27 protein-coding genes and 2 tRNA genes are annotated in these 23744 nt (G+C 64.6%); 10 read left to right on the top strand and 19 right to left on the bottom strand.

What is annotated here, in order from left to right:
* Position 1 precedes the first annotated feature (1 nt).
* A complete protein-coding gene (locus ACJ7Z0_RS24990) occupies positions 2-688 on the bottom strand; it encodes a Fe2+-dependent dioxygenase (RefSeq protein ID WP_434791982.1) in 687 nt (228 codons plus the stop codon).
* A 32-nt stretch (positions 689-720) separates the two neighbouring features.
* Positions 721-3072, bottom strand: coding sequence for a TonB-dependent receptor (locus ACJ7Z0_RS24985; RefSeq protein ID WP_434791981.1), 2352 nt, complete (start codon positions 3070-3072; stop codon positions 721-723).
* A 376-nt stretch (positions 3073-3448) separates the two neighbouring features.
* Here ACJ7Z0_RS24985 and ACJ7Z0_RS24980 point away from each other — a divergent pair, with 376 nt between their 5' ends.
* From ACJ7Z0_RS24980 to hemP, 5 genes are all read left to right on the top strand, one after another.
* Entirely contained in the window at positions 3449-3721 is a 273-nt protein-coding gene (locus tag ACJ7Z0_RS24980) for a (2Fe-2S)-binding protein (RefSeq protein WP_093011893.1), read from the top strand.
* 107 nt (positions 3722-3828) lie between these two features.
* The gene (locus tag ACJ7Z0_RS24975; RefSeq protein ID WP_431132272.1) at positions 3829-4536 is read left to right on the top strand and encodes an energy transducer TonB; all 708 of its coding nucleotides are present in this window, start codon (positions 3829-3831) and stop codon (positions 4534-4536) included.
* A gap of 22 nt (positions 4537-4558) precedes the next feature.
* Complete coding sequence (locus ACJ7Z0_RS24970; protein ID WP_434791980.1) at positions 4559-5275, top strand: MotA/TolQ/ExbB proton channel family protein; 717 nt, start codon at positions 4559-4561, stop codon at positions 5273-5275.
* A gap of 5 nt (positions 5276-5280) precedes the next feature.
* Complete coding sequence (locus ACJ7Z0_RS24965; protein WP_431122879.1) at positions 5281-5694, top strand: ExbD/TolR family protein; 414 nt, start codon at positions 5281-5283, stop codon at positions 5692-5694.
* 94 nt (positions 5695-5788) lie between these two features.
* Positions 5789-6001 (top strand): hemin uptake protein HemP, encoded by a 213-nt coding sequence (hemP, locus tag ACJ7Z0_RS24960; RefSeq protein WP_012746945.1) that lies wholly within the window; start codon positions 5789-5791, stop codon positions 5999-6001.
* Positions 6002-6179: 178 nt separating this feature from the next.
* On the opposite strand, the gene ACJ7Z0_RS24955 is transcribed toward hemP, so the two are convergent.
* On the bottom strand, positions 6180-6587 hold the full coding sequence (locus ACJ7Z0_RS24955; protein WP_028258861.1) for a GlcG/HbpS family heme-binding protein: 408 nt from the start codon (positions 6585-6587) through the stop codon (positions 6180-6182).
* Positions 6588-6750: 163 nt separating this feature from the next.
* Between ACJ7Z0_RS24955 and ACJ7Z0_RS24950 the strand changes: the two genes are divergently transcribed.
* Entirely contained in the window at positions 6751-7452 is a 702-nt protein-coding gene (locus ACJ7Z0_RS24950) for a Bax inhibitor-1/YccA family protein (RefSeq protein ID WP_055804866.1), read from the top strand.
* Between the two features lie 56 nt (positions 7453-7508).
* Here the strand turns inward: ACJ7Z0_RS24950 and rlmD are convergent, their stop codons facing one another.
* From rlmD to surE, 5 genes are read right to left on the bottom strand one after another with little or no spacing between them, the layout of a single operon-like run.
* Positions 7509-8957, bottom strand: coding sequence for a 23S rRNA (uracil(1939)-C(5))-methyltransferase RlmD (gene rlmD, locus ACJ7Z0_RS24945; RefSeq protein WP_434791979.1), 1449 nt, complete (start codon positions 8955-8957; stop codon positions 7509-7511).
* 52 nt (positions 8958-9009) lie between these two features.
* Positions 9010-10017 carry a sigma-70 family RNA polymerase sigma factor gene (locus tag ACJ7Z0_RS24940; protein WP_434791978.1) on the bottom strand — a complete coding sequence of 336 codons (1008 nt, stop codon included), beginning with the start codon at positions 10015-10017 and terminating at the stop codon, positions 9010-9012.
* 4 nt (positions 10018-10021) lie between these two features.
* Complete coding sequence (locus ACJ7Z0_RS24935; protein WP_434791977.1) at positions 10022-10921, bottom strand: peptidoglycan DD-metalloendopeptidase family protein; 900 nt, start codon at positions 10919-10921, stop codon at positions 10022-10024.
* An 11-nt stretch (positions 10922-10932) separates the two neighbouring features.
* Positions 10933-11706 carry a protein-L-isoaspartate(D-aspartate) O-methyltransferase gene (locus ACJ7Z0_RS24930; RefSeq protein ID WP_434791976.1) on the bottom strand — a complete coding sequence of 258 codons (774 nt, stop codon included), beginning with the start codon at positions 11704-11706 and terminating at the stop codon, positions 10933-10935.
* Between the two features lies 1 nt (position 11707).
* Entirely contained in the window at positions 11708-12466 is a 759-nt protein-coding gene (surE, locus tag ACJ7Z0_RS24925) for a 5'/3'-nucleotidase SurE (protein WP_431122893.1), read from the bottom strand.
* A gap of 129 nt (positions 12467-12595) precedes the next feature.
* On the opposite strand from surE, the gene ACJ7Z0_RS24920 reads away from it, so the two are divergent.
* Positions 12596-13582, top strand: coding sequence for an NADPH:quinone oxidoreductase family protein (locus tag ACJ7Z0_RS24920; RefSeq protein WP_434791975.1), 987 nt, complete (start codon positions 12596-12598; stop codon positions 13580-13582).
* 83 nt (positions 13583-13665) lie between these two features.
* Here ACJ7Z0_RS24920 and ACJ7Z0_RS24915 read toward each other — a convergent pair whose 3' ends face one another.
* The 3 genes from ACJ7Z0_RS24915 to ACJ7Z0_RS24905 all read right to left on the bottom strand — a co-directional run bounded on the left by ACJ7Z0_RS24915 (position 13666) and on the right by ACJ7Z0_RS24905 (position 15063).
* The gene (locus ACJ7Z0_RS24915) at positions 13666-14010 is read right to left on the bottom strand and encodes an H-NS histone family protein (protein ID WP_431122897.1); all 345 of its coding nucleotides are present in this window, start codon (positions 14008-14010) and stop codon (positions 13666-13668) included.
* A gap of 269 nt (positions 14011-14279) precedes the next feature.
* Positions 14280-14355 (bottom strand) — tRNA-His (locus ACJ7Z0_RS24910).
* A gap of 75 nt (positions 14356-14430) precedes the next feature.
* Positions 14431-15063 carry a YbhB/YbcL family Raf kinase inhibitor-like protein gene (locus ACJ7Z0_RS24905; RefSeq protein ID WP_434791974.1) on the bottom strand — a complete coding sequence of 211 codons (633 nt, stop codon included), beginning with the start codon at positions 15061-15063 and terminating at the stop codon, positions 14431-14433.
* A gap of 204 nt (positions 15064-15267) precedes the next feature.
* Between ACJ7Z0_RS24905 and ACJ7Z0_RS24900 the strand changes: the two genes are divergently transcribed.
* Positions 15268-15516: a GlsB/YeaQ/YmgE family stress response membrane protein gene (locus ACJ7Z0_RS24900; protein WP_126747350.1), complete on the top strand. Its 249-nt coding sequence runs from the start codon at positions 15268-15270 to the stop codon at positions 15514-15516.
* 30 nt (positions 15517-15546) lie between these two features.
* Positions 15547-15879, top strand: a complete 333-nt coding sequence (locus ACJ7Z0_RS24895; RefSeq protein ID WP_434791973.1) for a hypothetical protein — start codon at positions 15547-15549, stop codon at positions 15877-15879.
* A 13-nt stretch (positions 15880-15892) separates the two neighbouring features.
* Here the strand turns inward: ACJ7Z0_RS24895 and ACJ7Z0_RS24890 are convergent, their stop codons facing one another.
* The 6 genes from ACJ7Z0_RS24890 to ACJ7Z0_RS24865 form a co-directional block, all read right to left on the bottom strand.
* Positions 15893-16567 (bottom strand): histidine phosphatase family protein, encoded by a 675-nt coding sequence (locus ACJ7Z0_RS24890; protein WP_434791972.1) that lies wholly within the window; start codon positions 16565-16567, stop codon positions 15893-15895.
* A gap of 92 nt (positions 16568-16659) precedes the next feature.
* On the bottom strand, positions 16660-18570 hold the full coding sequence (locus ACJ7Z0_RS24885; RefSeq protein WP_434791971.1) for a SurA N-terminal domain-containing protein: 1911 nt from the start codon (positions 18568-18570) through the stop codon (positions 16660-16662).
* 78 nt (positions 18571-18648) lie between these two features.
* Positions 18649-18724 (bottom strand) — tRNA-Val (locus ACJ7Z0_RS24880).
* 28 nt (positions 18725-18752) lie between these two features.
* On the bottom strand, positions 18753-19025 hold the full coding sequence (locus ACJ7Z0_RS24875) for an HU family DNA-binding protein (protein ID WP_007830705.1): 273 nt from the start codon (positions 19023-19025) through the stop codon (positions 18753-18755).
* Positions 19026-19240: 215 nt separating this feature from the next.
* Positions 19241-20326, bottom strand: coding sequence for a tartrate dehydrogenase (locus tag ACJ7Z0_RS24870; RefSeq protein ID WP_434791970.1), 1086 nt, complete (start codon positions 20324-20326; stop codon positions 19241-19243).
* Positions 20323-21234 carry an alpha/beta fold hydrolase gene (locus tag ACJ7Z0_RS24865; RefSeq protein WP_434791969.1) on the bottom strand — a complete coding sequence of 304 codons (912 nt, stop codon included), beginning with the start codon at positions 21232-21234 and terminating at the stop codon, positions 20323-20325. The genes ACJ7Z0_RS24870 and ACJ7Z0_RS24865 overlap by 4 nt, the downstream gene beginning before the upstream one ends.
* A gap of 71 nt (positions 21235-21305) precedes the next feature.
* On the opposite strand from ACJ7Z0_RS24865, the gene ACJ7Z0_RS24860 reads away from it, so the two are divergent.
* Complete coding sequence (locus tag ACJ7Z0_RS24860) at positions 21306-22268, top strand: LysR substrate-binding domain-containing protein (protein ID WP_434791968.1); 963 nt, start codon at positions 21306-21308, stop codon at positions 22266-22268.
* 12 nt (positions 22269-22280) lie between these two features.
* Here the strand turns inward: ACJ7Z0_RS24860 and ACJ7Z0_RS24855 are convergent, their stop codons facing one another.
* Together ACJ7Z0_RS24855 and pgsA are read right to left on the bottom strand one after the other, a co-directional pair.
* Positions 22281-23168, bottom strand: a complete 888-nt coding sequence (locus tag ACJ7Z0_RS24855) for a DMT family transporter (protein WP_434791967.1) — start codon at positions 23166-23168, stop codon at positions 22281-22283.
* Positions 23165-23731, bottom strand: a complete 567-nt coding sequence (gene pgsA / locus ACJ7Z0_RS24850) for a CDP-diacylglycerol--glycerol-3-phosphate 3-phosphatidyltransferase (protein ID WP_431122916.1) — start codon at positions 23729-23731, stop codon at positions 23165-23167. The genes ACJ7Z0_RS24855 and pgsA overlap by 4 nt, the downstream gene beginning before the upstream one ends.
* Positions 23732-23744: the final 13 nt, after the last annotated feature.

The following is a 23744-nucleotide window of genomic DNA, read 5'->3' as shown; positions in this document are numbered from 1 at the left end:
CTCAGATGTCGAGCCACATGCGCAGCAGGTTGTGATAAGTACTGGTGAGTCCGATCACGCCCGGATCGGTCTCCCCATATTGGCTGCGGAGATGGCGCAGGTGGTTGTCCATTTCGAACAGCAGCCGGCGCTGCTCGTCGCTGCGCACCATGCTCTGGATCCAGAAATAGCTCGCCAGGCGATATCCGCGAGTGACGGGAAGCACGCGGTGAACGCTGGTGCCTGGATAGAGCACCATGTCGCCCGCTGCGAGCTTGACGCGCTGCGTGCCGAAGGTGTCCTCGATCACGAGTTCGCCGCCGTCGTATTCGTCGGGCTCGGCCAGGAACAGGGTGCACGAGATGTCGGTGCGCACCCTGCCCGTGCCGTCGCGCAGAAAACGGACCGCGCTGTCCACGTGATTGCCGAAGCTGTTCGACGCACCGCCGTAGCGGTTGAAAAGCGGCGGCGAAATCTGCTTTGGAAGCGCGGCCGAGAAGAAAACCTGGTGCCGCTCCAGCCCGCGCAGCAGCAATTGCTGGACCGCGCGGGTTTCTTCGCAGTCTTCCCTCAGCTGCTCGTTGTTCTTCGCCTTGGCCGACTGCTCGCCTGCGGTCAGGCGGCCGTCCTCCCAGGGCGCATGGCCCAGGATTTCCCTGGCCTGGCGAACTTCGTCAGGCGAGAGCACTTCGCGAATGTGCAAGAGCATGAAGAGCGGAAGATCGGTTGTGGCTGACTATTCTAGAAACGTGCCCCGACCGTGAAGAGCACCGTGCGCTTGGCACCGGCGATCACGAAGCCCGGATAGAGCTGATCGCCGTAGAGCTTGTTCGTCACGTTGTTGACGTTGAGCTGCGCATAGAGGTCCGGGGTGAACTTGTACTCGAGCATCATGTCGCCCACCACGTAGCCCGGGGTGCTGTTGGCCAGGCTGGCAGCGCCGCTGGCGCCTTGCAGCGGCCGGTTCTCGGACGCGCCGCGCACGCCGCCCGCAATGCGGAACTTGGGCGTGGCCTGGTAGCTGATCCATGCAGCGCCGCTGTGCTTGGGCGTCAGGCCGACGCGCGAGCCGACGGTGCCGGGCGCCGCGGTGCTGCCGACCTGGTCGATCGTTGCCTTCGGAATGTAGGAGTACGAGAAATAGACTTCCCACTGCGAGGTCAGGCGGCCGACCACGTCGAGCTCGAGACCCTGGGAATGGCGCTTGCCCGACAGCAGGTAGGACGTGCTTGCAAAGTCCGAATCGGTGGTGCGCTCGTTGGTCTTCTCGGTACGGAAGAGGGCCGCGCGCGTCGACAGCTTGCCATCGAGCCAGTCGAGCTTGGTGCCGAGTTCGATGTTGCGGCTCTTCTCAGGCGGCGTCCCGGCAGTCTGGGGCGACACATACTGATAGGTGTCCGCCGACGAATTGAACGACGTGCTGTACGACAGGTGATACGACTGCGTGGTCGAAGGCTGATAGAGCACGCCGGCCCGGTAGCTCCAGGCGCCCTGCGACAAATGGGTGGTCGCGACCGTCGGCAGCGGGCTGCCAGCGGAGTAGCGCTCACGTGGATCGGTGCAGTTTGCCGTTTGCGTATAGCCGCGCGGGGCCGGAGTGGGCCTCACGCACGCGGGGTTCGTGTAGTTGTACTGGTTGAAGTCGCCGCTGAGCCGGTCGTAGCGAACGCCGCCCAGAATCTTCCAGTCGGGCGCAACCTGGACCAGGTCCTGCAGGTAGAGGCCGATCGACTTGGCGGAATACGAACTCGAGTCGCGGTACACCGGCTCCACGAACGTGCCGCTCAGGCCGGCACCATCGTTCGGCGTGCCGACGAAGGTGTTGGCCCGCGAACCCAGCGCGCGGCCGCGGAAGCTGTTGTTGAAGAAAGCATCGTTCTGGTAGCGGCTCGCTTCCTCCTTGGAGGCATCGATACCGGCCAGCAACTGGTGCTTCATGCCGCCCCAGTTCAGCTCCTTGCTGTAGTCGCTCTGCAGGTACGTGCCCTTGTACTCGTCCTTGCGCGGCGTGAGGCCGCTGCGCGTGAGCACCGTGTAGTCGCCAAAGTTCGCGAGCGTGGTGGCCGCACCGAACGTGGTGCTGGCACCGGCGGCCGTGGACCACTGGTTGCGGTCGAAGGTGCCGGAGCGCACCTGCGTGCGCAGTTCGCCGCCGTCATCGAAGCGATGGAGCCAGGAAGCCGTGCCGTAGGTGGCTTGGCCAAGAAGCTTGTCGGCCGTGGTGCCATAGAAGCTGCCGGGCTTGATCGGTGCGATCGTTCCCAGGCTGCCGATGGTCGGCACGCCGCTCGCGTTGTAGCCGGTAATGCCTTGGCGGCCGGTCGCCACCCAGCGAACCGCCGACAGCGGGACGTTGTCCACGTTCAGGTGGAACAGCCCGACGGTGAATTCGTTGGCCGTGCCCACACCCCAGCTGTACGAAGGCGCAATGCCGTACTTGTCGACCTTGGCACCGCCGTTGTCGGCCTTGTTCCACATGCCGTTGATGCGCAGCGCCGAAGTTTCGCCGGTGCGCACATTGAAGTCGGCGGTCGTGCGGTAGTAGCCGCGGGAGCCGACGGTGGCTTCCACGTCGGTCTGGTCAGCCAGCATAGGCTTCTTGGTCACCTGGTTGATCACGCCACCAGTGGAGCCGCGTCCGAAGATCATCGATGCCGAACCGCGCAGCACCTCGACGCGCTCGAGGTTGAAGGTATCGCGGTCGTATTGCGAGGGATCGCGCATGCCGTCGATGAGCAAGTCGCCGACGGTTGCCACGGGAAAACCGCGCAGCCGGATGTCCTGGTCGGTGCCGTTCTCGGTCGCGGCGAAGGTGATGCCGGCCGAATAGTGCAAGGCGTCGCGAAGCGTGTCGAGCTTGACGTCGTCGATCAGTTTTTCGGTGATGACGTTGATCGACTGGGGAATGTCGCGAATCTCCTGCGTGCCCTTGCCGATGTTGGTCTTCTTGGTCTGGACCTGGTCCTTGCCTTGCGTCTCGGCCTGCTCCGTCACCGTGACGGTGCCCAGTGTTCCGCCTTGCACCGTGGCCGGCGGCGTCTGCGCCCAGCTGCTGACCGAGGCCGCAAGCATCAGGGCCCCGAATGGGAGCATTGCCGCTTCCCGCGGCATTCCGGCCGTTGCGGCCCTCACGGCAGGAGCAGAAGAAGACACGGAGCGCGGCGCACGAGCGCGCCGGCGGACGACATTGGCCAAGATAACCTCCCAGAAAGCCCAAACGGCTGGTTTGAATGGATGGGCTGGCTGGTCCCGGTGGCTTACACCGGCAGTGGCTTGCCGAAATCGGGCTGAAGTGTAGTGCGAACGTAGTTCTTAATCATTCGCATTGAGATTCGCATGTTGTTCAGATGCAACACCCCTCGAATGCACACGAAAGACCTCTGTCGGGATAGTTATTGAAAATGCGAGAGATTCGTATTTATAATCAGGCCTCGAACAAACCAGCCAGCCAACTGCCGCTTTCACCGCCATGATCGTTTGCGTCTGCCGCCGAGTCTCCGACCGTGAAATCGCACGTCACGTGCGAGCGGGCATGACTTTCGACGAAGTCCAGTTCGAGCTTGGCGTGGCCACCCAATGTGGCCAATGTGAAGGTTGTGCGCGCGATATCGTCGCGCAGTGCAGCGCCTCGCATCCGGTCGCCGCGCTGAACCGCGAATCGGGAACGAGTGCGATCCAGCTTGCCACCTCCATCTCGGAAAGCAAGGCATGGAACTCTTCTCGGCTCTCGGCGGCAGCCTGATCTTCGTTGCAGGCTCGGTCTGGTGGATCTTTCGTAAGTAAACAGTAGTCGTAGCGGTTTTGCTGCAATCGGGGCACGCTTCGGCGCGCCCGCATTCGAATTGGTTGATCGTGTCTGACCGCTTTGCCCCTCCCCCTTCCGTCCTGGGCCTCTCGCGCAATGCACTCATTGCCGGGGGCGTGATCCTGTTTCATGCGGCCGCGCTGTGGGCGCTGCAAAGCGGCTTGCTGCGCCGCGCCGCCGAAGTGGTGATCCCCGTCGAGATACTGAGCCAGTTCGTCGAGCCGCCCAAGCCGGCCGAGCCGCCGCCCCCTCCCCCACCGCCTCCGCAGCGCAAGCCCGAGGCCGTTAAGCCCCCGCCGCGCCCGGTGGCCGTGCGCGAACCCAAGCCGACACCCGCGCCCGCCGCTCCGGTGGGCGTGCCCGAACCTCCTCCGCCCGCACCGGCGCCTGTCGCGGAAGCCCCGGCGCCACCCGCTCCACCGGCGCCGCCGCCAGCCCCTCCGGCACCACCCGCACCGCGGACGATCGAGATCTCGGAAGGCCAGACGCGCTATATAAGGGAGCCCAAGCTCGTCTTTCCCAGCATGAGCAAGCGGCTGGGCGAGGCCGGAACCACCGTCGTCTCGATCTATTTCGACAGCGAAGGCTTTGCCAAGCGCGTCGAACTCTTCAAGTCCAGCGGGTTCGAACGGCTCGACGAAGCGGCGCTGAGCGCCGCCCGGACCGCCCAGGTCACCCCTTTCAGGCAAACGGGAGGCAATGCGCAGACCACCTACCTTCTGCGGGCGCCCTTCTCATTCAAACTGAACTAATTTTTCTCTGGAGCAACTTCGTATGGATTCCCAATTCGGCTTGATGAACGTCTGGAACCAGGGCGATTTCGTCACCAAGGCCGTCGCGGTGCTGTTGATCGGCATGTCGCTTGTGTCGTGGATCGTGATCATCATCAAGGCCCTCGACGTCATCAAATACAAGCGCCTTGCCAAGCACTCGCAGGATTTCTGGCACAGCGAAGACTTCGCAACCGCGCTGAACAAGCTCGGCAAGGACGACGGCAACCCGTTTCGCGCGCTCGCGCTCGAAGGCCGCGAAGCGGCTGCGCACCACCGCAACACCAAGGCTCATTTGCATGACGCATTGGATGTGAGCGACTGGATCACGCGCGCACTGCGCAACGGCATCGACGCATTCACCGCCCGCCTCCAGAGCGGCCTGGCCATCCTGGCGTCGGTGGGTTCAACGGCCCCTTTCATCGGCCTGTTCGGCACCGTCTGGGGCATCTATCACGCGCTCATGAGCATCAGCACGGCCGGCCAGGCCACCATCGACAAGGTGGCGGGCCCGATCGGCGAAGCCCTGATCATGACGGCGCTGGGCCTCGCGGTGGCCATTCCGGCGGTGCTGGGCTACAACGCGCTGGTGCGCGGCAACAAGTTCGTGCTGACCAAGCTCAACAGCTTTGCGCATGACCTGCACGCCTACTTCGTGACCGGCGCACGCGTGCAAAGCGGCGCCGGCGACGCCATTGTGGTTCCGCTCAAGAAGGGCTGAGCATCATGGCTTTTGGTACCCAGGACGAACCCGATGAGGTGATGAACGAGATCAACATGACGCCGCTGGTCGACGTCATGCTGGTGCTCCTGATCATCTTCATCATCACCGTGCCGGTGATGAAGCACGCAGTCAACATCGACCTGCCCCGCGCCACCAGCGAACCCGAGCAGCCCAAGCCGCAGAACATCCTGTTCAGCATCACGGCCGACGGCAGCTACTACTGGAACGAGCAGAAGGTCGAAGACGGGGAGTTGCCCGCCCGCCTGGCCGCCGAGGCCGCCAAGGACCCGCAGCCCGAGCTGCACATCCGCGGCGACAAGGCCGTTCGCTACGAGCGCGTGGCCAAGGCCATGTCGCAGGCGCGGGAAGCCGGCGTGCGCAAGATCGGCTTCATTACAGAGCCTGACGCGAAATAGGCCCCTGCGCACACGAAAAAAAGTTGATCGCCGCGATTGACTTTTTATTGCGAATCATTATCATTCACTCATCGCTTCGATAAGGGAATTTCAAATGCAAGCCAAGCCCAACGCCTTTTCTGTTCTGAGCCATCCTTCGCTCGATCAATCGGGTGGCGGTCATGCATCCATCCAGGCCGCCCGTCCGGCGCCCATGGTCGAAAGCACGGAGCTTTTGAAGGGAAGCAAGACCGTGGGCATCATGCACAACGGTTCCCTCTATAGGCTCCAGGCCACCAAACTCGGCAAGCTGATTCTTACCAAGTAAAAAATCAGCCCGCCCTTCGCGCAAGTTTCATCGTGGGGCGACTTGAGGAGATTTCATCTCCGAGGGTCGTTTTTTGCTAGCCAACGGTTCGCCGACTAGCCAAGCTCTTTTTCCACGCTGAGCACTTCAACAAAAACGCCGACCCTTGGTCGGCGTCTTGCTTTGGGGCTTCAGGTTCTCAGAGGCCGAGCGCTGCGATGCCGGCCTTGGCAATCTGGGCGTCTTCGTTCGACTTGACACCGCTCACGCCGACAGCGCCGATCACCTGGCCGTCCTTGACGATGGGCACGCCGCCCTCGAGCAGGCCCTGCACCGCAGGCGCCGTGAGAAACGCCGTGCGGCCGCCGTTGATGATGTCTTCGTAGACCTTGCTCTCGCGGCGTCCCATGGCTGCGGTGTGCGCCTTGGCAGGGGCAATGTGCGACGAAAGCGCCGCGGCGCCGTCCAGGCGCTGGAGCCAGAGCAGGTTGCCGGCATCGTCGGAAATGGCAATAGTCACGGCCCAGTTGTTCTTGAGGGCTTCGGCTTCGGCTGCGGCGGCAATGGCCTTGACGTCGGCGAGTTCGAGGAAGGACTTGGTCTTCATGTTGGGGAGCAGGTTCGTAAAACCCGACAGCATAACGGGCAATGCGACCGAAACCCCGGCGGGGCTTAGGACCATCGCCCATACGGTCTTTTCGTTACCCCCTCTTGCAGACCCCTAGAATGCGCCCAACTGCATCACTGCAGCAATCAAAGGAGCTACGGCCATGAACGACCGCGTTACCACCCTCGACACTTCCACCGGCTACGGCCAGGTGCTGCCGCAGGCTGAACGCCAGCGCGTGCTGCGCAACACCTACTGGCTGCTGGCACTGAGCCTGCTGCCCACCGTGCTGGGCGCCTGGATCGGCGTCAGCACCGGCATCACCCGCTCGCTCTCGGGCGGACTGGGTCTCATCGTTTTCCTCGGCGGCGCCTTCGGCTTCATGTTCGCCATCGAGAAGACCAAGAACTCCGCCGCTGGCGTGCCGGTGCTGCTGGCCTTCACCTTCTTCATGGGCCTCATGCTGTCGCGCCTGATCGCGATGGTGCTGGGCTTCAAGAACGGCCCCGAGCTCGTCATGACCGCCTTCGGCGGCACCGCTGGCGTGTTCTTCGTGATGGCTTCGCTGGCCACCGTCATCAAGCGCGACCTGTCCGGCATGGGCAAGTGGCTCTTCGTCGGCGCCATGGTGCTGATGGTGGGCGCCATCATCAACGTCTTCGTGGGCTCCAGCGCGGGCATGATGGCCATCTCGGTGGCGGCCATCGGCATCTTCTCGGCCTTCATGCTCTACGACCTGAAGCAGATCATGGACGGCGGCGAGACCAACTACATCAGCGCCACGCTCGCGCTCTACCTGGACCTGTTCAACGTGTTCCAGAGCCTGCTGGCCCTGCTGGGCATTGCCGGCGGCGAGCGCGACTGAACGAACGAGAAGGCGCCGCGTGCGCCAATGAAAAAAGGGCCCGACGGGCCCTTTTTTCATGCCAGGTCGAACACCGCCATCGACTCGACGTGCGCCGTGTGCGGGAACATGTTGATCACCCCTGCGAATGTGCAGCGGTAGCCGGCCTGGTGAACCAGCAGCCCGGCATCGCGCGCCAGGGTGGACGGATTGCAGCTCACGTACACGATGCGCTTCGGCGGCGTCCAGCCATCGGTTCGCAGCTCGGGCTGCAGGTGCAGATCGGCCATGGCCTTGGCCAACGCGAAGGCTCCCTCGCGCGGCGGGTCGACCAGCCACTTGTCGGCGCTGCCGTCGGCCACCAGCATGGCGGGGGTCATCTCGAAGAGGTTCCGGGCCACGAACCGGGTCGGCGAAAGCGCCCGCCTGGCGGACGTGGCGGGCTGGTTTTTCCTGAAGTTGTCGCTCGCGCGCGCCACCAGGGTGTCGCTGCCCTCGATGCCCAGCACCTCGCGCGCCCGGCTGGCCAGCGGCAAGGTGAAATTGCCCAGACCGCAGAACCAGTCGATCACGCGCTCTTCCGGCGCCACGTCGAGCAGGCGCAGCGCCTTGCCCACCAGCGCACGGTTGATGTGCGGATTGACCTGCGTGAAATCGGTCGGCTTGAACGGCATGGTCACGCCGAACTCGGGCAACTCGTACGACAGCGGCGTGCCACCCTCTTCCAGCAGCTTCACGGTTTCGGGGCCCTTGGCCTGCAGCCACCACTGGACGCCCGTGTTCTGCGCCGCAAAGGCCTTCAGCCGGCCAATGTCGGCGTTGGAGAGTGGCTGCAGGTGCCGGAGTACCAGCGCAATGGTGCCGAGCGCGGTCGTGCCGGGCGCATCGCCGCAGGCGAGCTCGATCTGCGGGCAGGTCTCGCGTGCATCCATAGAGCCGATCAGCGCACGCAGCGGCATCAGCATGTCGCTCATCTGTTTCGGCAGCACCGGGCAGACCTGCATGTCGGCGAGATAGCGGCTCTTGCGCTCGTGGAAACCGATCAGCACCGTGCCTTTCTTGACCACGTGGCGCACCGAGAGCCGCGCGCGATAGCGGTAGTGCCAGGCCGGCCCTTCCAGCGGCCGCAGCACGTTCTCGGGCCGGACCTTGCCGAGGTGCCACAGGTTGTCTTCAAGGGCGCGCTGCTTCACCGCCACCTGCGCGGCCGCATCCAGATGCTGCATCTTGCAGCCGCCGCATGCGCCGGTGTGCAAGCCGAAATGCGGGCAGCCCGGGCGCACCCGCTGCGACGATTCACGCCGGATGGCCGTGACCGTGCCCTGCTCCCAGTTGTTCTTGCGGCGGTGAACGTTGAGCTGCACTTCTTCGAAAGGCAGGGCGCCTTCGATGAACACGACCATGCCTTCGGCGTTGTGCGCCACGCCTTGCGCGTCGAGGTCGAGCGACTCGACCTTGAGCCATTCGTCACGCGCGGTCGCCGGGGTTTTCGCGGGGACTTTCTTTTCTTCGATGGATTCCGTCATCCCCCGATTGTCTCAGCGCCGGCCCGGCCTTCCACGGCGGTGGCAGCCACGGCTACAACAGGGCGTCTCGCCCCACGCCAGAGCGGACCAACTGGCGCCGCATCTTGGCCAGCGCCTCGTTCTGGATCTGCCTGACGCGCTCGCGCGTCAGGCCGAGACGAACGCTCAGCACCTCGAGCGTTTCGGGCTCGCGGTCGCGCAGGCCGTAGCGGCCTTCCAGCACCTCGCGCTCGCGCGCATCCAGGGCATGCACCCACTGATCGAGCAGGCGAGCGACTTCGTGGGTTTGTGTGACGTCGGTCGGATCGCCCCGCTCATCGTCGGAAGCCACGGTGTCGGCCAGCGTAAAGCCGCCCTCTTCGCCGCGCGCGTCGCCCGCATCGAGTGAGCGCGGCGGTTCCGAAAGGGCCAGCAGTTCCGTGATCGCCTGCACGTCGCGGCCCAGGAGTGCCGCGATGTCTTCCACGCGCACGCCGTCGGGCCGGTGCACCAGGAATTCCGCGTCGCCTTCCAGCGTTCGGCGGGCCCGCAGCACCTGCTGCAGTTCGCGCACCACATGCACCGGCAGGCGGATGGCACGGGCCTGGGTCATCACTGCGCGCTCCACCGACTGGCGAATCCACCACGTGGCGTAAGTGGAAAAGCGGAAACCGCGCTCGGGCTCGAACTTGGTGATGGCGTGCATCAGGCCGAGATTGCCTTCCTCGATGAGATCGGAGAGCGGAACGCCACGGCCGAGATAGGCCTTGGCGATGTTCACAACCAGCCTCAGGTTGTGTTCGATCATCGATTGCCGCGCTTCGAAACTGCCGGCGCGCGCAGCGCATGCGGCCTTGTATTCCTCTTCCGGCGTGAAGAGCTCGGTTCGCCGTACCTGTCGCAGGTAGATCGTCAGGGCATCCGCGCCCTCGCCGCCAATCGACGGCTCTGCTGCCGCTTCGAAGTCCGGGGCGAAAGCGGGCTTTGCCGGTGCCGCGTCTTCGCTGTTGTTTTCTACCGCCCCGCCCCGGCCCGCCAGCCGACGCACAGCAAGCGTGCGACGGAGGCGAGAGGCGGCCATGGCATCACCGGCTCGGCAGGTAGCGCGCCGGATCGACCGGCTTGCCCTGGCGGCGGATTTCGAAGTGCAGCTTCACGCGGTCCGCGTCGCTGTTGCCCATTTCGGCGATCTTCTGGCCCTTTTGAACCGACTGATCTTCCTTCACGAGCAGCGTCTGGTTGTGCGCATACGCCGTGAGATAGGTGTTGTTGTGCTTCAGGATGATCAGGTTGCCATAGCCGCGCAGGCCGGCGCCCGCATAGACCACGCGTCCGTCGGCCGCAGCCAGCACCGCATCGCCCGCCTTGCCGCCGATGTCGAATCCCTTGTTCTTGGCATCGTCGAAGCCCGCAATGAGCGTGCCATGCGCCGGCCAGATCCAGCCGAGGTCTTCGTCAGCCGAGTTCGAGGCAGGTGCCGATGGCGACGCGGTGACCGGCGGCTTGCCGGTCGCTGCGCTCGCGGGCGCCGTGGGCACCACAACAGACGGCGGCGCCACGGGCTTGGTGACCACCCCATCTGCGGGTGCGGGCGCGGTCGCGAGAGAGGTGGCGCCGCTCGCCAGTCCGACCGGCGGAATCACGCGCAACACCTGGCCGACTTCGATCAGGTCGGGATTCTCGAGATTGTTCCAGCGAACGATGTTCTGCCAGCTTTGGCCGGTTTCGTTTCCGATGCGGCGAATCGTGTCGCCGGGCCGCACGGTGTAGTAGCCCGGCTTGCCATAGTTTTCGATGCCCGGAAGCGGCTTGCCCGAGGCATCGGTGGTGATGAGCGGGCCACCGGGTGCCGCACCGGGCGCACGCGTCATGGTGCCGCGGTCTTCGACCGGTGCCGGCCCTCGCGGTGCGGCGCAGCCTGCGATCACGAGCACAACGGCCAACGTGATACCAGCGCACCAACTCCGATTGCCAAAACCCTGCATGTGTTGTTCCTTCAAGCGATGCCCGATTTTAGGGGGACAAAATGAACCGCCTCAAGAATACGGCGCTCGAGTCCGCGGGCGGTTTTATCGATGACGACGAGGGCCTGTCCGCCCCCCGTCGATTGCGTGGGCGCGACGATGCGTCCGCCCACGGCGAGTTGTTCGGTCCAGGCTTCTGGAACCGCTTCGCCGCCCGCCGCGGCGATGATGCCCGCGTACGGAGCGCCCTTGGCGTAGCCGACCATGCCGTCACCCAGCATCAGGTGCACCGTCGCCAACCGGAAGTGCCGCAGATTGGTGCGCGCGCGCTCGTGCAGGCCGCGCAGGCGCTCGATGCTGTAGACCTCGGCGGCCACATGGTTCAGCACTGCCGCCTGGTAACCGCAGCCGGTGCCGATTTCCAGCACGCGTCCCAGGCGCTCCTGCGGCTTTCCGGCGAGCGCCGGCGCACCCAGCAGGAGCTCGATCATCCGAGCCACCACGCTGGGTTTGGAGATGGTCTGGCCCAGCCCGATGGGCAGGCTCGTGTCTTCGTAGGCCTGGTTGACCAGTGCGCTGTCGACGAAGCGATGCCGCTCTACCGCGCCCAATGCGCGCAGCACGCGCGGATCGGTGATGCCCTGGGCGGCAAGTTTCTGCACCATGCGCGCGCGCACGGCGTCGGAAGCCATCGAGGGGGTGGTCGGCACCATCGGCTTCGCCGGCACGGCCGGCAGCCGCCCGCGCGTGGCGGCTGAAGCAGTGGGTGTCAGGCGAACCGGGAATCCAGGCCGTTGCGTGGCCATGTCAATTGCCGAGACGGGCAACCGTCTCGCGCCATTGCCCCAGGTTGGCATGGTCTGTCAGGTCGATCTGCAACGGCGTCAATGCGATGTGGCCGGCCGCGGTGGCATGAAAGTCGGTGCCTTCGCCGCTGTCCTTGGCACCGCCGGCGCCTGCGATCCAGTACATGGTCTCGCCGCGCGGGCTCTCCTGCGTGATGACTTTTTCCGCCGCATGGCGGCGGCCCAGCCGGCACACCTTCATCGGCTTGAGTTCGTCGAAGGGCCGGTTCGGCACATTCACGTTGAGCAGGAACGCGCCGCCATCGAGCATGCGCTCGCGCTCGATCTGCTGCACCAGCCGCCGCGCCACCTGCGCAGCTGCATCGACGTGCGCCCAGCCTTTTTCGATCTGCGAGAACGCGACGGCCGGAATGCCGAACAGATACGCCTCCATTGCCGCGCCCACGGTGCCTGAATAAATGGTGTCGTCGCCCATGTTGGCGCCGTTGTTGATGCCGGACACCACCAGATCGGGCCGGTAGTCGAGCAGCCCCTTGAGCGCGATGTGCACGCAGTCGGCCGGCGTGCCTGTCACATAGCGAAAACCGTTGTGTGCCTTGTGCACGTAGAGAGGTGCCGCCAGGGTGAGTGCATTCGACTTGGCGCTGTTGTTGTGCTCGGGTGCAACCACCTCGACATCGGCGATGTCTTTCAGAGCGTCGTGCAATGCGACGATGCCTGGAGCCTGAAAGCCATCGTCATTGGAAATAAGTATCTTCATGGTGCTTTTCGGTGCCCCGGATTGTAGGCGCCGGGTGCGTCGCAGCAGGGACAAGGGCGCCCCGCCGCGCCCCCTATCATCGCCTCGCATTCATTGCCCACACACGACTGATTCAAAGGAGACCCGAGCATGCACGCATGGCTTTGCGAAAACCCCACTGGCGTCGATGCGCTGACCTGGAAAGAACTGCCCACACCAACGCCGGGTCCGGGCCAGGTGCTGATCGAAATAAGAGCCGCCAGCCTCAATTTTCCCGATCTGCTGATCGTTCAGAACAAATACCAGATGAAGCCGCCGCTGCCTTTCGTACCGGGCTCCGAATATGCGGGCGTCGTCCAGGCAGTCGGTGAAGGCGTCACGCATCTGAAGGTTGGGCAGAACGTGGCGTGCCTCTCGGGCACGGGCGGGTTTGCAACCCACACATTGGCCCCGGCCGCACTTTGCATGCCGCTGCCGGAAGGCTTCGGCCACGTCGATGCGGCGGCGTTCATCATGATCTATGCCACCTCATGGCATGCATTGATGGACCGCGCGCAATTGAAGGCCGGAGAAACCGTGCTCGTGCTCGGCGCCGCCGGCGGCGTGGGCACCGCGGCCATCCAGATCGCAAAGGCGGCAGGCGCCAAAGTAATAGCAGCGGCTTCGACCGACGAGAAATGCGAACTCTGCCGCTCCATTGGCGCCGACGCCACAATCAACTACACGACGCACGCGCTTCCAGGCGGGTTTCGCGACGCGATCAAGGCCGCGACCGACGGCAAGGGGCCCGATGTCATTTACGACCCAGTGGGCGGCGATTTCGCAGAGCCGGCATTTCGTTCGATTGCCTGGCGCGGGCGCTATTTGGTCGTCGGCTTTGCCTCGGGCCCGATTCCATCGCTGCCATTGAATCTGACGCTGTTGAAAGGCGCGTCGCTGGTCGGTGTGTTCTGGGGCGATTTCGCCAAGCGCGAGCCCAAGGCCAATGCGCAAATGATGGCCGAATTGGCCCACTGGTACGGCCAGGGAAAGATCAAGCCCGTCATCGACAGCACCATGCCGATGGCGCAATTGAAAGCCGCCTATGCCCACATGGGCTCGCGCGGCGTCAAAGGAAAACTCGTGATGGTGAACTGAACGCGCCGCCCCATCGGTTGTTCAGCCAATAAAAAAGCCCGCGCATGCGGGCTTTTTTTCGGGCCAGAGGCCTCGCGAGACGCTTACTTGATCTCGAATTCGGTCAGCGACTTGCCGGCGGCCAATGCTTCGGTGACCCAACGCGGCTTGCGGCCACGGCCGCCGGACCAGGTTTCGCCGGTCGGGCCGCGGTATTTGGCCGCTGCCTTGGCGGCGGGAACGCCGGCGCTGCGCTTGACCGAGGCGCCACGTGCGCTCAGTTTCAGGTCAGAAGCCGTCAAACCGTATTCGGCGATCTTTCTGCGCACATCTTCAATGATGCCAGCGCGCTCTTCGTTGCGAAGGTCTTCGGCCTGCTTGCGCAATTGCGCAATCTGCTCGTCGTACTTCTTGATCTGAGAATTGATATCGGCAAGGGTCGAAGCCATTTTGGACTCCTGAAAATTGGAAACGGGGCGGATTTTAATTCAATTCCAATTTAAAACAAGCAGGCCGTGACGAGAAAAAGCGCCGGCACGCACGGATTGCGGCAGCGCACAACGAAAACTCGCCCGCGCGGACGTTTTATGGAACAAAAAAGGACGGGAGAGACTCCAGGCACCGGCGGAAGCGGTAGCTGGAAATGACAACGCCGGGGCGGGCCCGGCGTAGTGGTTTCCATGGACGCTATTGCGCAATAGCAGTCAGGAAGGTATTTTGGGGTGGCTGATGGGACTCGAACCCACGACGACCAGAATCACAATCTGGGACTCTACCAGCTGAGCTACAGCCACCGCAGAGCCCGCAATTGTAGCGGTAAAAATGGCTGTTTTCGCCACCCCCGCAGTTGCGGACCCCTGAAAATCTTCTTATCCCGCTGCCAAGGGGCCGGCTGGCGCAGCCTCCTCGATCTTGATCGAGCCGTCCGGCCGTTCGCAGGTCCCGATCAAGAGGCCGCTGGCAAGCGCATGCTCGCGCAGCGCATTGAACACCTCGTCGCGCCCGGGTGTGGCAGAAAACAACGGCGCGCCGCCCAGCGCAAATATCTGGAAGGCGTAGCGGTGCGCGCCATGCCCCGGCGGCGGATCGGGTGGCAGCCAGGCCGCCTGCAGCCCGGAGTTGCGTCCGACGTGCAGGCCGGCGGCGCCCTCGTTGCCCCGGCCTGGAATGGCTGCCTCGTCGAGCTTGCCTTCGCTCGGCCGCAGCCCCACCACGATCGCGTGCACCAGCGGATTCGGGGTGGGCGAATCGGCATCCTCGACCACCAGCACCAACGAGGTGGTTTCAGTCGGCAGATCGGCCCATTGCAGCGGCGGCGAGAGGCCTTCCCCATCGGCCGTGTAGCGCGGTGGCAGGGGTGCATGGTCCGCGAAGGCCACGCTGGTCAGTGCGATCGATGCCATGCCCTGGCGCATGCCCAGCGCGTTGAAAACGATCTTGTCCAGGCCCGCGCGCATGCCGTGCAGCGCGTGGCCGATGACTTCAGGCAATTTCTCGAGCATGGCGCCGGTATAGCGCTGCGCGGCGCGGCGGCCTGTAGGACGCTACAGCATGCGCGGCATGGCCGTCTCCGCCAAAACTCCCGAACGACGGTTCAACGGAATTCACCAAGCTTGGTGCCTGAACTGCTCCGCTATCATGAATGCCGCCTGCACCGACGGCGCAGGTTTTCCACGCGCTTCCATTTCACCGCCAAAGGATTTTTCATGAGCATCGTCTGGACTATTCTGATCGGGTTCATCGTGGGTCTCGTGGCACGCGCCGTCAAGCCGGGCGACGACTCCGCGGGCTTCATCGTGACCACGCTGATCGGCGTTGCGGGATCGTTGATCGTGACCTATGTCGGCCAGGCCATGGGCTGGTATACGGCCGGACAAGGTGCGGGCTTCATCGCGTCCGTGCTCGGTGCAATCGTGCTGCTGGTTCTTTACGGCCTGATCAAGCGCAAGAGCTAGTAGTACGACAGTACGGCAGGTGGTGCGGACGTGCCGCGCAAGCCAAGAGCCAAGCATCACGTCTATGTGATCGAGCTCGACGACCGCGTATGGAATCACGGCCGCTTCAGGCGCGCCAATCCCGACTACCAGCTCGGCAAGCCTTTTGTGTACGTGGGAATGACCGGGCTCGACCCGGACATCCGCTTCGACAAGCACAAGGCCGGCATCCAGGCCAACAGCTTCGTCCAGGCCTTCGGCCTGCGGCTGCTGCCGGCCCTGTACGAACGCTACAACCCCCTGAGCTACGAGGACGCGCGATCGATGGAGGTCGAGCTTGGCATCGCGCTGCGCAAGAACGGCTACGGCGTCTGGCAGGCCTGAGGCTGGTGCTTCATCACGCGTAGGTCACCCAGCCTTCGTAGGCCGGGCCGTCCAGGTGCGGCAGGGTGTTGTACGTCACCAGCATGTGGCGCTTGGGCGTGAAAGCGAACTCGGTCACCGAGGTATTGCGGATGCGGAGATTGAGTTCGATCGTGGTTTCAGGGCTCGTTCCAAGCACATGGCCGACGGCCGTGCTGATCGGCCCGCCGCTGGACACCACCAGCACCTTGGCGCCATGGTACCGATCGCGCACATGGTCGAGCGCCGTCGTCACGCCGGCCAGAAAGTCGACGTAGCTCGGCATGCCGACAGGCTGGGTCTTGCCTTGCATCCAGGCGCCCAGGCCATCGCGCAAAAGGCGAAAGTGGTGCCGGTACATCTCGGGCGAATCGGGCTTCTCGAGCTTGCCTTCGTGAATGGTGGCAATGAGCGCTTCGCTGTCGTACTCGTTGAGCCCCGGCCACGGGAGCACGTCGTCGCGCTGGAGGCCAAGCCCTTCGGCAATGCCCTCCCAGGTCTGGCGATGGCGCTTCAGGGTGCCGGTGATCACGGCATCGAAATGCATGCCGCGCTCGCGCCAGTATTCGCCGAGGCGCACCGACTGCTTGTGCCCGAGCTCGCTCAGGTTGTCATAGTCGGCGGCGCCGAAGCTGGCCTGGCCGTGGCGCACGAGATAGAGGGTTCCCATGCAACGGATTCTGGCAACAAGCGCATGGCGCGCTTGTCCCACGTGCGACGACGCGCCGGGTCAGCGACCCGAACGCGACACCGCGTCGTGCATCACCGGGCCGCCGCGGGCAGCGTATCCGCCGGCTTCGGCACCAGGATCTCGGCCTTGAAACGTTCCTTGAGCAGGTTGTAGTAGGCGAGCTCTTCCGCCGCTGTGACCGATTGGCCGACCTGCGCGTTTTCCTGCTGGGCCTGCTCCGGCGCCGACGGCGTACGCGGAACGACCTTGGTCACCCGCACCACCGCATAACCCTGGGTGCCCAGGTCCACGCCCACCAGTGCGGGCAGCTTGGCTGCGTCGGCGCGCAGCGCGGCGTCGATGATCGAAATGGGTTGATTCTGTGCTTCGCGGCGCGACACCGTGACCGGCGCGCCGAAGGTTGCACCGTCGGCCTTCGCGGTCCAGGCAGCGAGCTTGGCTTCTCCCTCGGTCTTGGCCATGACCGCGGCGCGCTCGGTGACGAGTTGCGCACGGATCTTGTCCTTGACTTCGGCCAAGGGCATCGGATGCGCAGGCGTGTATTTCGTCACGCGGCCAGCTGCGAGCTGGTTGGAGCCGACCTCGGTCGCCTCGGTGTTCTGCTTGCGCTCCAACGAGTCGGCCGCGAACAGTGCGTTCAGGAAATTGCGGTTTGCCAGCACGCCGGTAACGCCGGGTGCGGGCGTGCGCGCAACGTTGCTTGCGGTCTGGATCGTGAGCTTCAGCTTGTCGGCCGCGGGCTTGAGACTGTCCGGCTGTTGGTAGACCGCATCGGTGAAGGCTTCCGCGGCCTTGGCAAACTCCTGTGTGGCCTGCTGCGCACGAACCTCGTTCTCGATGGTGGCGCGCACCTGTTCGAACGGCGGCACCACGGCCGGCTTGATGTCGGCCAGGCGGATGATGTGATAGCCGAACTCGGTTTCGATCACGTCGCTGATGTCACCCTTCTTGAGCGCGAACATCGCGTCTTCGAAAGGCTTGACCATTGCACCGCGCGTCACGAAGTCGAGGTCGCCGCCCTTCTCCGCCGACCCGGGGTCTTGCGAATTCTTGCGCGCGACGTCGGCAAAGGTGGCGGGCGCCTTCTTCACTTCGGCCAGCAGTTGCTCCGCCTTGGCTTTCGCCTTGGCGCGATCGGCCGCCGGCGCACTCGCTGGTGCGGTGATCAGGATGTGGCTGGCGCGGCGCTCTTCCTTGGTGCCGAAGCGCGCCGTGTTCTGTTCGTAGTAGGTCTTGAGATCGGCCTCGTTGACCGAGATGTTCTTCTTGGCCGCCTCCAAATCGAGCACGAGGTACTCGATGTTGGCCTGCTCGGGCGATTGGAACTGCGCCGTGTGGGCCTTGTAGTAGGTTTCGACGTCGGCATCGCTGACCGTCACCTTCGGCGCAAAGCTTTCGGGGGTGAAACGTGCGACCTGGATCTCGCGCCTGTCATAGAAGGCATTGATCGTGGCCGCGGCCAGTGCGGGCGGCGTGAACGCCGTGCCCGAGATACCCAGCAGCACCTGCTGCGTGGCCAGGTCGGCGCGCATCGCGGCTTCGTACTGCTCGGGGGTGCGGCCCGTCACGCGCTGGAAGGTCTCGCGGTCGAACTTGCCGTCCGGCGTACGGAATGCGGCAAGCCCTGCATCCTGTGCAAAGAGTCGCGTCAGGCGCTCTTCGGAAACCGTCACGTTCGACTTGGCCGCCGCCGCGGCCAGCACGCGATCGCGCACCATGCGCTCCAGCGTGCCGTAGCGCATCACGTCGGATTCGAGCAGCGCCGCATCGACATTCGGCGATTGCTGCCGGATGCGGTCGCTTTCGATGCGATGCTGCGCATCCCACTCGGGCCGGGTGATGTTGTTGCCGTCGACGCGCGCAACCTTCTCGTCGCCGGAGCCCTGGTAGCGCTCCACGCCAAAAAGGACGAACGATGGAATGATCAGCAAGAACAAGATAATCAGGACGATCTTGTTGTACTTGCGGAAAAAATCAAACATGCTTGAACACTCTTTTGCGACGGATGTCGGGACGGCAATAAAAAAGGCGAACCAGTGTTCGCCTTTGCATCGGGTGGGTGGTGGGTGCTGAGGGGCTCGAACCCCCGACCTACGCCTTGTAAGGGCGCCGCTCTACCAGCTGAGCTAAGCACCCCACCGGGAATACTCTCCGAGTCTACGTCTTAGTTCAGCGCGTCTTTCAACGCCTTGCCCGGACGGAACTTCGGAATCTTGGCGGCCTTGATTTTAATCGCGTCGCCGGTGCGTGGATTGCGGCCGGTGCGGGCGGCGCGTTTACCGACTGCGAAAGTGCCGAAACCGACGAGCGACACTGAGCCGCCTTTTTTGAGCGTGGTGCGAATCGCGCCGATGGTGGATTCAAGCGCGCGGGTAGCGGCTGCCTTGGAAATATCGGCGTTTTTTGCGATGTGCTCAATCAGTTCGGTCTTGTTCACAAGGGCCCCTTGTCGAAGAAATAAAGTTTGTCGGCTTTCGTCAGCTGCGAGCTGGCCGCGAAACGTCGCGACGCGCGAAGCCTGGCAGGACTGACGCCTCGGCAGCGCGCTGCCAGCGAGGATTACAACCACTGGTCTGCAGGGTGTCAATACGACACGAGGCCATGCAGAACAGCGGAGCGCGCGATTTTAGGGGCGTTTCATGAAGCCGAATTTCAAATGGCTTCGGCAATGGCCTTGCCGAGGTCGCTGGTGCTCGCGTTACCCCCGATGTCGGGGGTGCGCGGTGCTCCGCTTTGGGGCGCCAGCACCTTTTCGATGGTGGACAGGACCGCGTCATGCGCATCCTTGTGGCCCAGGAACTCGAGCATCATGGCGCCACACCAGATCTGTCCGATCGGGTTGGCGATGCCCTTGCCTGCGATGTCGGGCGCCGAGCCGTGCACCGGCTCGAACAGCGACGGCGTGGTGCGCTCGGGGTTGAGATTGGCGCTGGGCGCAATGCCGATGGTGCCGGTGCACGCCGGGCCCAGGTCGGACAGGATGTCGCCGAACAGGTTGCTCGCCACCACCACGTCGAAGAAGTCGGGCCGCTGCACGAAGTGCGCGGTGAGGATGTCGATGTGGAACTTGTCCAGCTTCACGCCCGCGTAGTTCTTCGCCATCTCGGCCACGCGCTCGTCCCAATACGGCATGGTGATCGAGATGCCGTTCGACTTGGTGGCACTGGTCAGGTGCTTCTTGGGGCGCGACTGCGCCAGCTCGAAAGCGAACTTGAGCACGCGGTCGACGCCCACGCGCGACATCACCGTCTCTTGCACCACGATCTCGCGCGGCGTGCCTTCGTACATGCGCCCGCCAATGCTCGAATATTCGCCTTCGGTGTTTTCGCGCACGATGTACATGTCGATCTCGCCGGGCTGGCGCGGCGTGCCGTCGCGCCGCACCACGGGGGCCGTGATGCCGGGCATCAGCCGTGCGGGACGCAGGTTGATGTACTGGTCGAACTCGCGGCGGAACAAGAGCAGCGAGCCCCAGAGCGACACGTGGTCGGCAATTTTCTCGGGCCAGCCGACCGCGCCAAAGTAGATTGCGTCGTGCCCGCCGATCTGGTCCTTCCAGTTGTCGGGCAGCATCTTGCCGTGCTTCTCGCAGTAGTCCCAGCTCGAAAAGTCGAAGTGGTCGAACTTCAGGTCGATGCCGAACTTGCGTGCCGCGGCATCCATCACGCGCAGCCCTTCGGGCATGGTTTCCTTGCCGATGCCGTCGCCGGCGATGACTGCGATTCTGTGGGTGGTCATGATCTGCTTCCTTCTTGCTGGAGAGGGGTGAAAAACTGGAGTGCCTCGGCGAGCAGCTCGCCAGGGGCTTCTTCCGGAACGTAATGGCCGCACGGCAATGCGCGGCCCGAGACCTGAAGTGCGCGCTCGCGCCAGAGCGCCAGCACGTCGAAGCAGCGGCCCACCGCGCCGTGCTCGCCCCACAGCACGCGCAGCGGCTGCGCGAGCCGCTGGCCGGCGGCCATGTCGGCGCGGTCGTGCGCCAGGTCGATGGTGGCGGAGGCGCGGTAGTCGCCGCAGATGGATTCGGCCGTGCCCGGAATGCCGGCGCAGCGCTCGTACTCGGCCAGCACCTCGGGCGCGAAGGGCGCGAGGCCTGCGTGGCGTCCACCCATCACGCTGCGCACGTAGCGCACCGGATCGGAGGCGATCAGCGACTCTGGCAGCGGCGGCGGCTGGATCAGAAAAAACCAGTGCCAGTAGGCGCGGGCAAACGCCTCGGTGGTGTTCTCGTACATCGAGAGCGTGGGTGCGATGTCGAGAAGCATCATCCGGTCGACGGCCGCCGCATGGTCGGCGGCCAGCCGGTGCGCAACCCGTGCCCCGCGGTCGTGGGCCAGCACGCCGAAGCGCTCGAAGCCGTGGTGGTGCATGGCGGCGAGCGCATCGAGCGCCATCTCGCGCTTGCTGTAGGCCACGTGATCGTCATCGTCCGCGGGGCGGCCGGAGTCGCCGTAGCCGCGAAGGTCGAGCGCCACCACCGTGAATCGCTCGGCCAGCGCCGGTGCCACGCGATGCCAGATCAGGTGCGTCTGCGGATGGCCGTGCAAGAGCAGCAAAGGAGCGCCGCGCCCGCCGGTGCGGCCATGCACGCGCACGCCGTTGCGCTCGATGCCGAATTCAGGAAAGTCGAAAAATGAAGCAGTCACGCGGGCAATTGTGCGTTGCGCTCCGTCGACCATCAAGCAACAATCAGCCAATTCATACTTTCCAATCTGGCATGAATCCATTGTCGATGGACCGCAGCGATCTGGAGCTCGTGGTCGCCATACGCGACCAGGGAAGCCTCGCGGGCGCATCCGCCACGCTCGACGTCGTGCCCTCGGTGATCACCAAGCGGCTTGGCGCGCTCGAGGCCAGGCTGGGCCAGCGGTTGTTCGAACGCACCACGCGCCGGCTCAGCGTGACGGCCGAGGGCGAGGCCGTCTGCCTGCACGCCAAGACGCTGCTCGAAGGTTTTGCAGCGCTTGAAAGCGAACTGGGCGAGCGGCAGAACGACCTGGTCGGCACGATAAGGCTGGCGGCCACCTTCGGCTTCGGGCGGCGCTGGCTCGGCCCTGCCCTGGCCACGTTCCAGGCCCGCCACCCCGCGCTGCAGATCGAATTGCTCCTGACCGAGCGGCTACCCGATCTCGGTGCCGAAGGCTACGACGGCGCGCTGTGGCTCTGGGCCGTGCAGCAGCGCCGCGCGGCAGACTGGGTCACGCGCCGCATTGCGCGCAACCAGCGCGTGCTTGCCGCTTCGCCTGCATATATAGAGCGGCGCGGCACGCCCGCCACGGTTGAGGCGCTGGCAGCGCACGACTGCCTGGTGGCGCGCGAAAACGGCGAGGCCAACCAGCGCCAGTCCTCGCTCTGGACACTGCGCCATGCGCGCGACGGGAGCACGGCCCGCGTTCGCGTGCAGGGCCCGTTGACGAGCAATTCGGGCGAAATGGTGCGCGACTGGTGCCTGGCCGGCCACGGCATCATGCTACGCAGCCTCTGGGATATTGCGCCGCAACTGGCTTCCGGCGAACTGGTGCGCGTGCTGCCCCACTACGCCATGCCCGATGCCGACATCCACTGGATTGCGCCCTGGCGGCCCAAGACGCCGCGCCGCGTGCGGCTGCTGCTCGACCACCTGGCGGAACAGTTTCGCGGCGAGCCGTGGAAGCCGGGCAAGGCCGGTTCTCCACGCTGAGAAAACACTGGCTCAGCGCCCGCTGCGCACCACCAGGCTGACGCCGACTGCGGTGAGCCCGATGCCCAGCAACGTGACCAATGTGATCGGTTCGCCGAAAAGCAGCCAGGCCATCACCGCCGTGCACGGCGGCACCAGGTAGAGCAGGCTCGTGACGGCCGTGGCCGTGCCACGCTGAATCAGCATGTAGAGCAGCGAACTGCCACCGAGCGACAGCACCAGCACCGACCACGCCATGGCGCCGGTCGAGTGCGCGTTCCACTCGATGCCCTGCGATTCCATCGCCGCAAAGGGCAGGGACACAAGCAGCGCCGCCGCCATCTGGACGGCGCTCGCGCTGCGAACGTCGCAGGGCGCGACGAAGCGCTTCTGGTACAGCGTGCCCGCGGTGATCGAAAGGAGGGCCATGACTGCAAGCCCCATGGTCAGCGCGCTGACCTCGGTGCCCTGCCCGAACTTGCGTGACACCACGAGCACCAGGCCCGCAAAGCCGAGAACCAGCCCCGCCCATTGGCGCTGGGTAATGCGTCCGCCATTGAACGACAGCCAGATGGCGGTCAGCACCGGCTGGATGCCGACCAGCAGCGCCACCAGCCCCGCGCCCATGCCCGCATGCACGGCAGCCCAGACGCCACCCAGGTAGCCCGCCTGCATCAGCACGCCCGTGACCGCAAGATGCCCCCATTGCGCGCGCTCCTTCGGCCAGGCGACCCGCGCGAGCGCGACCCAGATGCCAAAGCACACGAGACAGAGCGCATAGCGCACGGCCAGGAACTTGAGCGGCGGCGCGTAGGGCATGCCATAGCGCGCAACGATGAAGCCCGTGCTCCATATCAGTACGAAGATCGCCGGCATTGCACGCAGCCAGCCCGAGCCGCGTGCCACGGCCGCCGTCGTCATTTGCTGTGGGCCCGGATCTCGGGAATGGCCTTTTGCAGGTAATAGACCATCGACCACACGGTGAGCACCGCCGAGATCCAGATCAGCCACTGGCCCCACAGCCCGGTGTCGATGATCTTGAAAAGCTGTCCGTCATAGAGCAAGAACGGAATCGCGATCATCTGCACGGTCGTCTTGACCTTGCCGATCATGTGGACCGCCACGCTCTTGCCGGCGCCGATTCGTGCCATCCATTCGCGCAGCGCCGATATGGCGATCTCACGGCCGATGATGATCAGCGCCACGAACACGTCGGCGCGCTGCAGGTGCACCAGCACCAGCAGCGCGGCGCACACCAGGAACTTGTCGGCCACCGGATCCAGGAAGGCGCCGAAGGCCGAGGTCTGGTTGAGCTTGCGCGCCAGGTAGCCGTCGAGCCAGTCGGTCGCGGCAAAGACGATGAACATCACCGTGGCAATCAGATTGCGCATCGGCTCGGCCATCGGCAGATAGAACACACCAACGATCAATGGAATCGCGACGATGCGCGTCCAGGTCATGATGGTCGGGAGGGTCCAGAACATGCGGGCGATTGTG

Source organism: Variovorax palleresanus (assembly GCF_051144945.1).
GTDB classification, from domain to species: domain Bacteria; phylum Pseudomonadota; class Gammaproteobacteria; order Burkholderiales; family Burkholderiaceae_C; genus Variovorax; species Variovorax paradoxus_S.
The sequence above is the reverse complement of the archived record's forward strand: the minus strand, read 5'-3'. Positions and strand labels throughout refer to the sequence as shown.